Origin of the sequence: Nocardiopsis metallicus (assembly GCF_014201115.1) — a bacterium.
GTDB classification, from domain to species: domain Bacteria; phylum Actinomycetota; class Actinomycetes; order Streptosporangiales; family Streptosporangiaceae; genus Nocardiopsis; species Nocardiopsis metallicus.
The window spans coordinates 4,578,156-4,592,649 of sequence record NZ_JACHDO010000001.1 but is presented as its reverse complement, the minus strand read 5'-3'; the positions used below and the strand labels follow the sequence as shown (position 1 = coordinate 4,592,649).

Genomic DNA, 14,494 nt, shown 5'->3' with positions numbered 1-14,494 from the left:
GGCTGAATCCATGGCAGAACAGCGGCGCACGCCCGCGACCGACCGGCGCGAAGCGCTCAAGGCCCGGCACCGGCGTGCCATCGTCGACGCCGCGGCGGAACTCATGACCGAGATCGGCGGCACCGACTTCACCGTCGACCAGCTCGCCGCCCGGGCAGACGTCTCCCGGCGCACCGTCTTCAACCACTTCAAGACGCTGGACGACATCACCCTCGAGGTGTTCCGGGAGATGCTCGGGGCCGTCCTCGACAACGTCGACGCCAACCTCGCCTCGGCGGGCGAGGGGGCCCTGATGTTCGACCGGCTCGCCGCCGCCCTGCGCGCCACCGACCTGGTCACCCCGATCGCCGAGTTCACCCGGATCTTCGAGAGCGAGGGCTGCGGCCCCGCCCAGATCTTCGACCTCGGCGATCACCGGCCGAACCCGCGTCAGGCCGTGCTCTTCGAGCGGGCCATCTCCGACCTGGGCGGCCGGATCGCCGCCACCACCCTGCACCACCACCCCTCGGCCGACCCCTTCGAGGTCGACCTGATGTGCGGTGCGCTCGTGGGCGGGTCACTGGCCGTGGTCCGCCGCTGGGCCCTGGCCACCGGTGGGACCGACACCGCCGAGTCGCGCCGGGTCTGGGCCGAGCTGCTCGACCGCATGATCGGCACCTACCGCACCGGCTTCGGCGCCCTCGGCTCCGACACCGGCACCTCCTGAGCTAACACCTCCCGGGCGCGCGCCCCCGAAGGGGCGCCGACCCAGCCGGTCCGCTCACCACACCCATCTCTCCTGCGGAAGAACCATGGCTGAACTTCTCTACAGACTCGGGCGTGCCTGCGCACGGCGCGCCCGCACCGTCATCGCGATCTGGCTGGCCCTGCTTGTGGCGTCAGCCGGAGCCTTCTTCCTCTTCTCCGGAGAGCTGGAGGACGGCTTCTCCATCCCCGGCACCGCCACCGACGAGGTGAACCAGCGCCTCAAGGCCGAGTTCGACGGCATGGGCGGCGGCGCGGGCACCATCGTCCTGCGGACCGAGGACGGCTCCGCCTTCACCGACGAGCAGCGCGCGGACATCGCCGAGCTCGTCGAGGAGGCCGCCGGGGTCAACGGGGTCGAGGAGGCCGTCGACCCGTTCGCCACCGAGGCGGAGCGCGCCGAACAGGCCGAGCTCCTCGAGGACGGCCGCGAACAGATCGACAGCGCCCGCGCCGAGATCGAGGACGGCCAGGAACAGCTGGACGAGGGCCGCGCCCAGGCCGAGGCCGCAGGGATGCTCGACCAGCTCGAGGAGGGCTTCGACGGCCAGCAGGCCGAGATCGACGCGGGGCTGGAGGCCCTGGAGCCCGAGGAGGAGCAGCTCGCACAGGGCGAGGCCATGCTGGAGATGGCCGCCGGGATCGGCACGGTCTCCGAGGACGAGACCACCGCCCTGGTGATGATCGCCTTCACCGAGGCCCAGGAGGAGGTCTCCCAGGAGACCAAGGACTCCGTCATCTCCGTCTTCGCGGACAACCCGGTGCCCGGCACCACCGTCGACTTCGCCGACGACATCGCCATGGAGCTGCCCAGCCTGGTCAGCAAGGCCGAGGTGATCGGTGTGATCGTCGCGGGCATCGTCCTGCTGGTCATGCTCGGCACCCTCATCGGCGCCGGACTACCGATCCTCACCGCCCTCGTCGGCGTGGGTATCGCGACCCTGATCACCATGTCCCTGTCCGGGGTCCTCGCGATCGCCGACATCACCCCGATCCTGGGCCTCATGCTCGGCCTGGCCGTGGGCATCGACTACGCCCTGTTCATCGTCAACCGGCACCGCCGCCAGCTCAAGGAGGGCGTCGGCCTCGACGAGTCCGTGGGCCTGGCCAACGGAACGGCCGGAAACGCCGTGGTGTTCGCGGGCGCCACCGTGCTCATCGCACTGCTGGGCCTGAACCTGACCGGCATCGGCTTCCTCGGCCTCATGGGCACCGTAGGAGCGTTGGCCATCGCCGTGGCCGTGCTCATCGCGGTCACCCTCATCCCGGCGCTGCTGGCCCTGGTGGGGCCGCGCATCCTGTCCAAGCGCGAACGCGCCCGAATCGACGCCGACCCGACCGACCTCCCGGACAAGACCGCCAAGGCCAAGGCCGAGGCCGCCGCCAGCGGTCGCATGCCCCGGAAGCGGGCGCCCGCGAAGTCGCAGAAGCAGGACGAGCCCCAGCCGATGGGCAACGGCCGGGCGCTCCTGCGGGCCGCCGTCGCCGTCATCGTCCTCGGCGTCATCGCCCTGCCCGCCCTCGACCTGCGCCAGGGCCTGCCGGACGGTTCCTCGCAGCCGGTGGACTCCACCCAGTACGCCGCCTACACCGCCATCACCGACCACTTCGGTGAAGGCCAGAACGGCCCCCTGCTGGTCACCGCCGACATCCCCGGCGGCCCCGACGACGAGTCGGCCCAGGACAACGCCGAGCAGTACCAGTACGAGGTCGCCGACGCCGTCCACGCCCTCGATGACGTCGACGCTATCGCGCCCATCGGTGTCTCCGACGACGGAACCCTGGCCATCTTCCAGGTCAAGCCGGTCGAAGGGCCCTCCAGCGAGTCCACCGAGGAACTCGTGCACACCCTGCGCGCCATGGAGCCGGTCCAGGGCGAGCCCCCGCTCGGCGTCGCCGGTATGGCCAGCGGCAACATCGACATCTCCGAACAGATCGCCAGCGCCCTGCCGGTCTACCTGACGGTGGTCGTGGGTCTGGCCCTGGTCATCCTGCTGCTGGTGTTCCGGTCGATCTTCGTCCCGGTCGTGGCCACGCTCGGGTTCATCCTGTCCTACTTCGCCGCCCTCGGCGGTGTGGTCGCCGTCTACCAGTGGGGCTGGTTCGGCGGTCTCCTCGGACTGGGCGACCCGGGCCCGGTACTGAGCTTCCTGCCCACGATCGTGGTCGGCATCCTGTTCGGCCTGGCCATGGACTACATGCTCTTCATCGGCACCGGCATGCGCGAGGCCTACGTGCACGGCGCCCCCGCCCGGCTCGCCGTGGCGCAGGGCTTCCGGGCCGGGCGTTCGGTGGTCACCGCCGCCGCGATCATCATGATCTCGGTGTTCGGCGGGTTCATCTTCTCCGAGATGACGATGATCAGCTCGATCGGTTTCGCGCTCGCCTTCGGTGTCCTGCTCGACGCGTTCGTGGTGCGCATGCTGCTCGTGCCCGCCGTGATGCACCTGGCCGGGGACGCCGCCTGGTGGCTGCCCGCGTGGCTGGACCGGATCCTGCCCGACATCGACGTCGAGGGCGCGAAGCTGGAGCGCGCCCACACCGGAGCCGCTGACTCCGGTCGGAGCGCCGGGGCCGAAGGCTCCGCTGGCACGGTGCCCGGTTCCGTGCCGGAGCCCGACGTCACCAGCGGCCAGCGCTGACCCGCTCACTCGGTGAACCGCTGACTCACTGACTCACTGAAGAGGCGCTGACCAGTACCAGGGCCCGGTGGGGCCGCTCGCCGGAGCATCTCCGGGAGCGCCCCGCCGGGCTCAGTCGTGTCCGGACGGCGGCCGGTCGTTCGCGTACTTGACCGACTGGTAGTACCGGGCCGCGCCCGGATGGAGGGGGACCGGCAGCGTGGCGATCGCCGAACGAGGATGCAGGTGCAGCGCCACCGGGTGGATCTCGACCAGTTCGGCCTGTGACTCGAAGAGCAGCCGGGTGAACGCCTCGACTCGTTCCTCGGGCATCCGGCTGTTGACCACCAGCAGACTCGGCACCCCGATCGTGCGCACCGCCGGGACTTCCTCGTAGGTCCCGGCCGGGACCGGGAGCTCGGAGAAGTACTCCCCGTACTCCTCGACCAGCCCCGGGACGTGGCCGGACAGGTCCAGCAACCGGATCGGCAACCGCTCTGCCAGGTCACCGACCGCGTGGGTCGGCAGGCCGCCGGACCAGAAGAACGCGTCGATCCGCCCGTTCTCCAAGGCCAGGGCCGAGCTGCCGATGGACAGCTGGAGCCGCCTCACCCCCGCGGGGTGCGACGCGGGGTCCTGGCCCTCGGCGACCGGTTCGAGACCGGCCTGGTCCAGGAGGCGGTCGGCCATCATCTCGGTGCCCGACCCCATCGCGCCCACCGAGACCGTGCCCCCGGCCAGGTCGGAGACGCTCTGGTAGGGCGAGTCCGCCCGCACCACCACGTGGGTGTGGTTGTCGTAGAGGCGGGCCACGGCCGAGATCGGCAGCGGGCCGTCGAAGGGTTCCGCACCGCTCACCGCCAGCGCGGCCACGTCGGCGAGGGTGAAGGCGACGTCCATCGACCCGTCGGCCACCAGCAGGTTGTTCTCCACGCTGGCGGCGGTGGTCAGCGCGGTGATCTCGGTTTCCGGCCGGGCCCCGGCGACCTCCGCCAGCCCGGTTCCGTAGACGTGGTAGACGCCGCCCGCGCCACCGGTGCCGATGGACAGCCGCAGGGGCTCCGAGGGCGGGGGATAGGCCCACGTGAGCGCCGCGACGGCGAGGAAGCCGGCGGTCAGGGATCGGGCCAGGGACCAGAGACGTTGAGGGGCGGTCCACGTCATGGTCGAACAATAGCAACGAGGCGGCAATCTCGGGTGAACCTCAGGAGAGCCTCAAATACCTCCCCGGGGGCTACGGGTTTGCGGTGGATGACAGTTACGTTGCTCACACCCGTAGGTGTCGGAACGCTGCCGGAACCCCGAATCCGGGGAGCTGACCAGCGGATGCCGCCGACCCCTGCGTTCCTGACTCTGAGGCACCCGAGAGGACCCCCACGACCATGCGCCGCACACTGTTGCCCCTGGCCGCCGTCTCCGCCAGCGTCCTGCTGCTGGCCGCCTGCGGGGAACAGCCCGCCGAACAGGCGGCTGAGGAGACCGGCCTCGGCGAGGGCCCGGTCCAGAACAACCTCAGCATCGTCACCGGTGGCACCACCGGTGTCTACTACCCGATCGGCGGTGCCCTGCGCGGCATCATCGGCGACAACCTCGAAGGCCAGACCGCCTCGGTCGAGGCCACCGGCGCCTCCGTGGAGAACATCCGCCTGCTCGGTGCGGGCGACAGCCACCTGGCGATCGTCCAGGGCGACGCCGCCGACCAGGGCTTCACCGGAACCGCCGACTTCGAGGGCTCCCCGGTCGAGACCTACGCGCTCGCGGTGCTGTACCCGAACGTCTTCCACGCCGTGACCCTGGCCGGTATCGCCGAGTCCAACGGCTTCGAGTGCTTCTCGGACGTGGTGGACCACCGCTACTCCGTCGGTGACATCGGCAGCGGCAACGAGGCCACCACCAACCAGGTCTTCGAGTCGCTGGAGATCGCCTCCAGCGACCTGGAGATCCAGCAGCTGGGCTACGCCGAGACCGCCAACGCCCTGACCAACAACCAGCTCGACGCCGGCTCGTGGGTCGTCGGGCAGGGCCACTCGGGCATCACCGAGCTCGGTACCACCGAGGACATCGCGCTCATCGAGATGTGCGACGACGAGCGCGACGCGGTCGTCAGCGGCTACGGCGGCTACACCGAGCACGTCATCCCGGGCGGCACCTACCCGGGTGTCGAGGACGACGTGGCCACCATCGCCGTGTGGAACGCCCTGGTCGTGCCGGGCAGCTTCAACGAGGAGCAGGCCTACGAGATCACCAAGGCCATGTTCGAGAACATCGACGAGGTCGTCGGCGTGTACGCCCCGGGCGAGGAGTACCTGGTCCCGGAGACCATCGAGAACAGCCCGGTCCCGGTCCACCCGGGCGCCGTCCGCTTCTACGAGGAGCAGGGCGTGGACATCCCCGCGGACCGGCTCCCCGAGAGCGCCGACGAGTAGGGCGCCCGACCCGATGGATCCGTCCACCGCGGTCAGGAGACGGGCGGGTACGGCCCTGGCCGCCGTCCTCGCCGCCGTCCTCGTCGCCGGAGCGCTGCTGCCCCTGTGGCCGGCGCTCCGGCTGAGCGTCGACGACGAGCGCCTGGGCCACCTGCCCCTGGCCGAGGGCGAACAGTTCACCCTCTCCTACGTTCACTCGATCGACCACCTGCCGATCGAGGAGAACCTCCGGGTCCGCGACGGTGAGCTGGTCGTCGACTCCACCCGGCTGCGCCAGTTCGGTGCTGGCATGGGCCACATCCCCGGTGAGGGGACCGGCCGGGCCGACGGCGAGTGGTGGGTCATCGAGGACATGAACCGCCCGATCGGTCCGGAGGTCGCGATCCGGGTGGGCACGGCCGCGGTCGACCACCGGCTGAGCACCCCCGACACCGAGGTCCGGCTCTCGCCGTGCCTGACCTCCCGACGGGTGGTCGTCGAACCCGTCCGGATCTCCACGCTCCGTCTGCTGCTGGCCGGTGACCCGCAGCCGTACTGCGACGAACCCTCCCCGGGCTGACCCGTGTCAGACCGACGGTCCGCCCCATCCGAACCCGAGGAAGAACCATGACCGCTGAGAAGACCTCAGACGAGAGGCCCGCGGAGAACCCCGAGGTCGGGTTCGGCAAGGGCGGCCGCAAGACCGGCACCTCCGCCGACGTGCTGCCCGACGTCGACGGGCTCGGCCGGGACGTCCCGCCGCTGTGGCGCAGGATCGCCGCCGAGCGCTGGGGCGAGGGCCGCACCGGGCTCGTCATGGGCGGGCTCATCCTCTTCCTGGGCGTGGCCCTGACCCTCTTCCAGCTCTACATCGCCCTGCGCTCCGGACTGGACGCCCGCCAACAGCGCATCATCCACCTCATGCTGGTGATGCTGCTGGTCTTCATCGTGATGCGGCCCTTCGCGCCGGGCGGGCTCCTCACCCGGCTGATCGCCTCCGCCATCGGGCTGTTCGTCCGCTCCGGCACCCGGGAACAGAGGCTGGAGTCCGCGGGCCGGACCGTCCGGGGCATAGGGCACGCGCTCGACCTGGTCGCCTTCTCCGCCGTCCTGCTGACCAGCCTCTACGTGCTCGTCTTCCAGGCGGACCTGGCCCGCCGGGTGGGCACCTACACCGAGACCGACTACATCATCAGCCTGGTCGCCATCCTGGTCCTGCTGGAGGCCACCCGCCGCGCGGTGGGGGCGGTCATGGCCGTCCTGGTGAGCTCCTTCCTGCTCTACGCCTACTACGGGCCCTACATCTCCGGCCAGTTCGGCCACTCCGGGTACACCCGCGAGCGCATCGCCACCTACACCTTCCTGAACAACGACGGCATCTTCGGGCTCACCCTCGGCGTGGTCGTGACGTTCGTGTTCGTGTTCATCCTGTTCGGCTCACTGCTGTCCAAGACCGGCGGCGGCAACTTCTTCGTGGGACTGGCCTACGTCTTCACCGGCAGGATGGTCGGCGGCCCCGCCAAGGGCGCGGTGCTGGGCAGCGCCCTGATGGGTTCGATCTCCGGCAGCGCCATCGCCAACGTGGTCACCAGCGGGCCCTTCACCATCCCGCTGATGAAGAAGGTCGGCTACAAGAAGCACGACGCGGCCGGGGTGGAGGCGGCCGCCTCCACCGGCGGCCAGGTGCTGCCGCCGATCATGGGCGCGGGCGCGTTCCTGATGGCCGAGCGCCTGAACATCCCCTACGCGGACATCGTCAAGGTCGCGATCATCCCCGCACTGATGTACTTCGCGCTGATGTTCCTGTTCGTGGACATCCTGGCCCGCAAACACAACATCGGCGGCATGGGCCGGGACGAGGTGCCCGCCCTCGCCGTCGTGATGCGGGCGGGCTGGCACTTCCTGGCCCCGCTGGTCCTGCTGATCGTGCTGCTGCTGAACTACGTGTCGCCCAGCCAGGCCGGCCTGGCCGCCTGCGGCGCCCTGCTGGTCGTGGCCATGCTGAGGGCCAGCAGCCGCCTGAGCTTCCAGGACTTCCTGGAGGTGTTCGTGATGGCCGCCCGCAGCACGCTGCCGGTGTCCGTGGCGTGCGCTGCCGCGGGCATCATCGTCGGCATGGTCGGCCTCACCGGCCTGGGCCTGGTCTTCTCCGACGTGCTGGTCAACGCCTTCGCCGGGAACCTCCTGATGACCCTGGTGATGGTCGCGCTGGCCTCCCTCATCCTGGGTGTCGGCCTGCCGGTGACCGCGTCCTACGTCGTGCTGGTCATCCTGGCCGGTCCGGCGCTGGAGCAGCTCGGGCTGGCGCTGATCGTGGCGCACATGATCGTGTACTGGCTCAGCCAGGACTCCAACGTCACCCCGCCGGTGGCCCTGGCCGCCTTCGCCGCGGCCGGTATCGCCAACTCCAGTCCGATGCGCTCGGGCGTGTCCGCGTGGAAGTTCGCCAAGGGCCTCTACCTGATCCCGCTCCTGATGGCCTACTCGGCGCTGATGGAGCTGGACGGGCCGGTCCTGAACCTGGTGACGGCCATCGTCACGGGCTCGCTGGCCCTGGCAGCGGGGGCGATGGCGATCGAGGGCTTCTTCCTGCGCCGCACCCTGCTGGGCGAGCGCATCGCCCTGGGCGCGTCCGCGGCCCTGATCCTGATCGCCCCCGAGTGGACCGGCTGGACCCAGGCGCTGCTGTCCGTGCACGTCCCCTCGGACTGGTTCGTCATCGCCGGAACGGTGGCGTGCACGGTGCTCATCACCCTCCAGGTGGTCAACCACCGCCGCGACCGGGCCAGGGGCCTGGTCGCCCCGGTTGGTCAGCCGCAGCCGCAGGCCGCCCGCGAGTAGGGTTGCGCGCGCAGGCGTGCGGGGTGCGGCGACCGAGTGCCGCCGCACCCCGCCTTCGGTATTGAGTGCCCTAGCCTGACTGACATGTGGCGATTCGGATGGAACCCCGGGCGGACCCTGCGCGGTGCCGACCTGGAGGCGGTGCTGGTGTCGGCGGCCTACGGCACGGACCCCCTGCTACGCGCAGGATGCGAGGCGGTACGCGAGGGCGACGTCGAGGCGGGCGCGACCCTGCTCGTGGAGACCAGGGGGGACCCGGAGGCCCGCGCCTACCGGGCCGAGGCGTTGGGGCGGGCCGCCGCGAATCGCCCCGACGAGGTCGCCGCGCTGGTCGAGGCGGGCGCCGACCCCGCCGACACGATGCTGTGGCTGGGCCACACGCTGCTGGCCCGGGCGATGGCCCTGCCCTCCGGCGGCACCGGTCAGGCCGACCGCAAGGCCTTCGAGGCCGCCCTGCACGAGGCCCGGGTCCCGTTGGAGGAGGCGGCCCGGGCCAACCCCGAGGACGCCGCGCCCTGGTCCGCCCTCCAGACGGTGGCGATGGGGCTCGGCGACCGCGAGGAGCGCGAACGCGCCTGGTCCGAGGCGAGCGCGCGGGCGCCGCACCTCTTTCCCGCGCACATGACCCGGGTGCGGGCGCTGGCCCCCAGCCGCGGCGGTTCGGCCGAGGAGATGTTCGCCGCCGCCGGGGCAGCGGCCGACACCGCCCCCGAGGGCAGCCCGCTGCCGGCCGTGCTCGCCCTGGCGCACGCCGAGTACCTGCGCGGGGAGCAGCGCCGACTGGTCCGCGAGGGCAACAGCGCCTACATCACCTCGATGGCCCTGGGCCGCCTGCACGGTGAGGCCGTGCGCGAGCTGTTCGAACTCGCCCAGGGGTGGGCGTCGGCGGCCGTCCCGCACGTGCGCGAGGTCCAGGCCCACCACCTCTTCGGCTGGGCCTTCCACCGGGCGGGGGAGCAGGACCTGGCCCGCTGGCACCTGGGGATGGTCGGCCGCTACGTCTGCGACGTCCCGTGGTCGTTCTTCGGCTCGGCGCGGACCGAGGCAGCCCTGGCCATGGCCGAACTGGGCGTGGACCCCAGCCTCGCCGAACAGGGCGGCTGAGTAGGCCTACTCATGTGCGGCGGGCGGAGTTGGCCGAGAGTGGGGAACATGAGCTACTCATCCCTCCGCGAAGAGGAACCCCGCACCCTCACCTGCATCCAGCGACTGCCCCGCGTGCTGGGGGCCGTCGCGGTGGCCGCCACGATCACGGGCCTTGTCCAGTGGTTCGCCCTGAGCAACGCCTCGTTGACGGTCCAGGGGCCGGGGGAGGAGATCGGCAACACCATCCTCATGCTGGTGGGATTCGTCGGGCACATCCTGCTGATCCCCCTCCTGTTCGGTGTGTTCGCCCGGTGGTTCGGGGTGGGGCCGGTACTGAGCTCCACCCTGCTCGGCTTCCCCGTCTTCCTTCTGATGCTGTGGCTGATCTCTGGTCTTGCCTACACGGCGCGCATCAGTTGGGGGATGGACCCGCTCCTGCTCGAGGTCGTCGGATTCTCCGGGATTCACCTGGTCGCCGCGCTCCTCTCCTTCGGAGTTCTCGCGCTCGTGCTCCGTGAAGAGCGCAAAAACACTGGTCCCCGCTGATCGGGGTCCGACACAATGCACGGGTGCTACTGACGATCACCACCACGGCCAGGCCGGCGACGGACCTCGGACACCTGCTGCACAAGCACCCCGACAAGGCGCAGAGTTTCGAGCAGTCCTTCGGCACGGCGCATGTCTTCTACCCGGAGGCCACCGAGGAACGCTGCACGGCGGCGCTCCTGCTCGACGTGGACCCGCAGGCGCTGCTGCGCTCGCGGACGTCGGTGAGCACCCCCGACTTCGCCCTCGCGCAGTACGTGAACGACCGCCCCTACGCCTCCTCCTCGCTGTTCACGGTGGCGCTGGGCAGGGTGCTGCGGACCGCGATCCGCGGTGCGAGCGAGCTCCGCCCCGAGCTGGCCCGCACCCCCATCCCGCTGGTCCTGCACCTGCCCGCGGTGCCCTGCCGCCCCGGTCCCCAGAAGGCCCGGGAACTCTTCGAACCGCTGGGCTGGACAGTCGAGGCCGAGCCGGTCCCGCTCGACCCCGGGCTACCCGGATGGGGTGCCTCGCACTACCTGTCGCTCACCCTGACCGGCACCCTGCGGCTGTCCGAGGCGCTCAGCCACCTGTACGTGCTGCTGCCCGCCATGGAGGGCGGCCACAAGCACTACTGGGTGGACTCCACCGAGATCGACAAGCTGCTCCGTGCGGGCGGCGCACCGGTCGACGGGACCGAGAACGAGGAGGGGGAGGGCGCGGGCTGGCTGGCCGGGCACCCCGAGCGCGGGTGGATCACCCGGCGCTACCTCGCCCGCCGGGAGCGGTACGTGCGCACCGCCCTGGCCCGCCTGGCCGAGTCCGAGGACCGAGTCGAAACCGAGGACGGGGCCGGGGCCGGCGAAGCGAACGGAACCGCCGGGGTCCCCACCGACCCGGCCGTGGAGGAGCGCGAACCCTCGCTGGCCGAGCAGCGCGCGGGCGCGATCATGGCGGTTCTGGCGGCCGAGCGGGCCACCAGCGTCATCGACCTGGGCTGCGGCGGCGGGACGCTGTTGGAGCGGCTGGTCCGCGACCGCACCCTGGAGCGGATCACCGGGGTGGACGTCCACCTGGCCAGCCTGGAGATCGCCCACCGCAAGCTCTGCAAGGGCTGCCACCCGGACGGCGGCAGGCGCCACCGGCCGCTGTTCGCCGGCCACACCGCGGGCCGCGGTGACCAGGCCGCCCACAAGTCCCGGCCCGAGTTGCTGCTCGGCTCCGTGGTCTACCGGGACCGGCGCTTCCACGGCCACGACGTGGCGGTGCTCATGGAGGTCGTCGAGCACCTGGACCCCTCCCGGCTGTCCGCCATGGAGAACGTGGTCTTCGGCGACGCCGCACCCCGGGTCGTCGTGGTCACCACGCCCAACATCGAGTACAACCGCCACTACGAAGGGCTGGCCGAGGGTGCGTTCCGGCACGCCGACCACCGCTTCGAGTGGACCCGCGCCGAGTTCGCCGCCTGGGCCGACCGGGTCGCCGCCGAACACGGCTACACCGTCCGCTATCTGCCGGTCGGGCCGGAGCACCCCGAGACCGGGGCCCCGACCCAGATGGGAGTCTTCACCAAATGACCGAGCCGAACGACGAGGCGACCCGCGAGCCCCGCGTGCTCGGCGTGCCCCGAATGGGGCTCGTCCTGCTGGTCGGGGTCTCCGGTTCCGGCAAGTCCACCTTCGCCGCCAAGCACTTCAGGCCCACCCAGGTGATCGGCTCCGACTTCTGCCGGGGCATGGTCAGCGACGACGAGAACGACCAGACCGCCACCTCCGACGCCTTCGCCCTGCTGAACACCATCGTGGACATCCGGCTTCGGCGCGGCCTGCTCACCGTCGTGGACGCCACCAACGTCCAGCGCAAGGCCCGCGAGCAGCTGATCCGCATCGCCAAGGACAACAACGTCCTGACCACCGCGATCGTGCTCGACGTGCCCGAGGCGGTGGCCCGCGAACGCAACCGCGACCGCACCGACCGCGACTTCGGCGACCACGTCATCCGCCGCCAGCGCCGCGACCTCAAGGACGGCATCAAGAGGATGACCCGCGAGGGCATCCGCAAGATGTTCGTCCTCCAGGGACAGGAGGAGATCGACGACGTCCGCATCGAGCTGGAGCGCCCCTGGCCGGACCGCACCGAGCTCACCGGCCCCTTCGACATCGTCGGTGACATCCACGGCTGCCGCTCCGAGCTGGAGTCCCTGCTGGCGGAGCTCGGCTACGAACTGCGCCGCGACGACCAGGGCCGCCCGGTCGGCGCCCGGCACCCCGAGGGCCGCACGGCGGTGTTCGTCGGTGACCTCGTGGACCGGGGCCCCGACAGCCCCGGCGTGCTGCGCCTGGTCATGGGCATGGTCGCCGACGGCGACGCCCTCTGCGTGCCCGGAAACCACGAGAACAAGCTGGTCCGCTACCTCAAGAGCGGCAAGGCCACGCTCACCCACGGCCTCGCCGAGACCGTGGAGCAGCTGGGCCGCGAGACCGAGGAGTTCCGCAAGGAGGTCCTGGAGTTCTGCGACGGCCTGGTCAGCCACCTGATGCTGGACGGCGGCAACCTGGTCGTGGCGCACGCCGGGCTCAAGGAGGAGTACCACGGGCGCGCCTCCGGGCGGGTCCGCTCCTTCGCCCTGTACGGCGAGACCACCGGAGAGACCGACGAGTTCGGCCTCCCCGTCCGGCTGCCCTGGGCCCGCGACTACCGAGGCAAGGCCATGGTGGTCTACGGGCACGTGCCCACCAACAAGGCCGAATGGCTCAACCGCACCATCTGCCTGGACACCGGCTGCGTTTTCGGCGGCAAGCTCACCGCGCTGCGCTACCCCGAGCGGGAGATCGTGGACGTGGACGCCGAACGCACCTGGTACGAGCCCGCACGGCCCCTGGTGGAGAACCCGCCGGAGGCCGACGACCGGGGCACCGGCCAGGCCATCGACATCAACGACGTCGGCGTGGGCGACTTCCACGCCGGGCTGTTCGTCGAGACCCGCTACGGCACCGTGCGCGCCGACACCGAGAGCACCATGGCCGCCCTGGAGGTGATGAGCCGCTTCTCGGTGGACCCCCGGTGGTTGGTCTACCTGCCGCCGACCATGGCCCCCGCGCCGACCGCCGCCGACCCGGAACTGCTGGAACACCCCGACGAGGCCTTCGCCTCCTACCGGGCCTCCGGCATCGGGCAGGTGATCTGCGAGGAGAAGCACATGGGCTCACGGGCGGTCGCCGTGCTCTGCCGCGACGAGGCCGCCGCCGAACGCCGCTTCGTCCCGGGCGAACTCGGCACCGTCTACACCCGCACCGGGCGGGCCTTCTTCAAGGACCCGCAGGTCCAGGCCGAGGTGGTCAGCAGGCTGCGCCAGGCCGTCACCGACGCCGGACTGTGGGACAAGCTCGGCACGGACTGGGTGGCCCTGGACGGCGAACTGCTGCCCTGGTCGGCCAAGGCGGGCCCGCTCATCCGGGAGCAGTACGCGTCCGTGGGCGCCGCCGCCCGCGCCTCGCTGCCCGCGGCCTCGGCCGCCCTGGCCGCGGCGGCCGAACGGGGGATCGACGTCGGCGCACTGGCCGCCACCATCGCCCGGCGCACCGAGCAGACGGAGGCGTTCAGCCGGGTGTACCGCCGCTACACCTGGCAGACCGAGGGCGCCGACGGGCTGCGCTACGCCCCGTTCGCCCTCCTGGCCTCCGAGGGCCGGGAGTACGGCGAGGCCGACCACCTCTGGCACATGGGCGTCGCCGAACAGCTCGCACAGACCGGCGGGATCGTCCAAGCCACCCGCTACCGGGTCGTGGACACCACCGACCCCGACGCCTGCGCTGCCGCGTCCGCGTGGTGGCGGGAGATGGTCGACCAGGGCGGTGAGGGCATGGTGGTCAAGCCGCTGCTGGGGATGCGCGCCAAGGCCCGCAAGGGCCTGGCCCAGCCGGGGCTGAAGGTGCGCGGCCCGGAGTACCTGCGGATCATCTACGGGGCGGACTACACCGACCCGGAACGGATCGCGGTGCTCAAGGACCGCAAGCTCGGCCGCAAGAACGGACTGGCCATGCGCGAGCACAAGCTCGGCCTGGAGGCCCTGACCCGGCAGGCGGCCGGTGAGCCGCTGTGGCGGGTGCACGAGCCGGTCTTCGCGGTCCTGGCCCTGGAGACCGAACCGGTCGACCCCAGGCTGTAGTCGCCGGCCTGAGCGTGACACGGGGGCGGGCCGCGCGGGAAAAAATCCCTTGCTCGGCCCGCCCCCGGTCTGCATCATCATCCTGACCAGTACCGACGTCAGAG

10 protein-coding genes are annotated in these 14,494 nt (G+C 71.3%); 9 read left to right on the top strand and 1 reads right to left on the bottom strand.

Going from position 1 to position 14,494, the window contains the following annotated elements:
• Window positions 1-10: 10 nt before the first annotated feature.
• Both HNR07_RS19970 and HNR07_RS19965 read left to right on the top strand, forming a co-directional pair.
• Window positions 11-706: a TetR/AcrR family transcriptional regulator gene (locus HNR07_RS19970; RefSeq protein ID WP_184366300.1), complete on the top strand. Its 696-nt coding sequence runs from the start codon at window positions 11-13 to the stop codon at window positions 704-706.
• Between the two features lie 85 nt (window positions 707-791).
• Window positions 792-3,386: an MMPL family transporter gene (locus HNR07_RS19965; protein WP_184366299.1), complete on the top strand. Its 2,595-nt coding sequence runs from the start codon at window positions 792-794 to the stop codon at window positions 3,384-3,386.
• 111 nt (window positions 3,387-3,497) lie between these two features.
• On the opposite strand, the gene HNR07_RS19960 is transcribed toward HNR07_RS19965, so the two are convergent.
• Complete coding sequence (locus tag HNR07_RS19960; RefSeq protein WP_184366298.1) at window positions 3,498-4,529, bottom strand: TAXI family TRAP transporter solute-binding subunit; 1,032 nt, start codon at window positions 4,527-4,529, stop codon at window positions 3,498-3,500.
• A 218-nt stretch (window positions 4,530-4,747) separates the two neighbouring features.
• Here HNR07_RS19960 and HNR07_RS19955 point away from each other — a divergent pair, with 218 nt between their 5' ends.
• The 7 genes from HNR07_RS19955 (at window position 4,748) to HNR07_RS19925 (ending at window position 14,390) form a co-directional block, all read left to right on the top strand.
• Window positions 4,748-5,791, top strand: coding sequence for a TAXI family TRAP transporter solute-binding subunit (locus HNR07_RS19955; RefSeq protein ID WP_184366297.1), 1,044 nt, complete (start codon window positions 4,748-4,750; stop codon window positions 5,789-5,791).
• Between the two features lie 13 nt (window positions 5,792-5,804).
• Window positions 5,805-6,350, top strand: coding sequence for a DUF1850 domain-containing protein (locus HNR07_RS19950; protein WP_184366296.1), 546 nt, complete (start codon window positions 5,805-5,807; stop codon window positions 6,348-6,350).
• A gap of 47 nt (window positions 6,351-6,397) precedes the next feature.
• Window positions 6,398-8,611, top strand: a complete 2,214-nt coding sequence (locus HNR07_RS19945) for a TRAP transporter permease (protein ID WP_184366295.1) — start codon at window positions 6,398-6,400, stop codon at window positions 8,609-8,611.
• 84 nt (window positions 8,612-8,695) lie between these two features.
• On the top strand, window positions 8,696-9,715 hold the full coding sequence (locus tag HNR07_RS19940; protein ID WP_184366294.1) for a hypothetical protein: 1,020 nt from the start codon (window positions 8,696-8,698) through the stop codon (window positions 9,713-9,715).
• Between the two features lie 48 nt (window positions 9,716-9,763).
• A complete protein-coding gene (locus HNR07_RS19935; RefSeq protein WP_184366293.1) occupies window positions 9,764-10,243 on the top strand; it encodes a hypothetical protein in 480 nt (159 codons plus the stop codon).
• Between the two features lie 23 nt (window positions 10,244-10,266).
• Window positions 10,267-11,799, top strand: coding sequence for a 3' terminal RNA ribose 2'-O-methyltransferase Hen1 (locus HNR07_RS19930; RefSeq protein ID WP_184366292.1), 1,533 nt, complete (start codon window positions 10,267-10,269; stop codon window positions 11,797-11,799).
• Entirely contained in the window at window positions 11,796-14,390 is a 2,595-nt protein-coding gene (locus HNR07_RS19925) for a polynucleotide kinase-phosphatase (protein ID WP_184366291.1), read from the top strand. The genes HNR07_RS19930 and HNR07_RS19925 overlap by 4 nt, the downstream gene beginning before the upstream one ends.
• Window positions 14,391-14,494 lie beyond the last annotated feature (104 nt).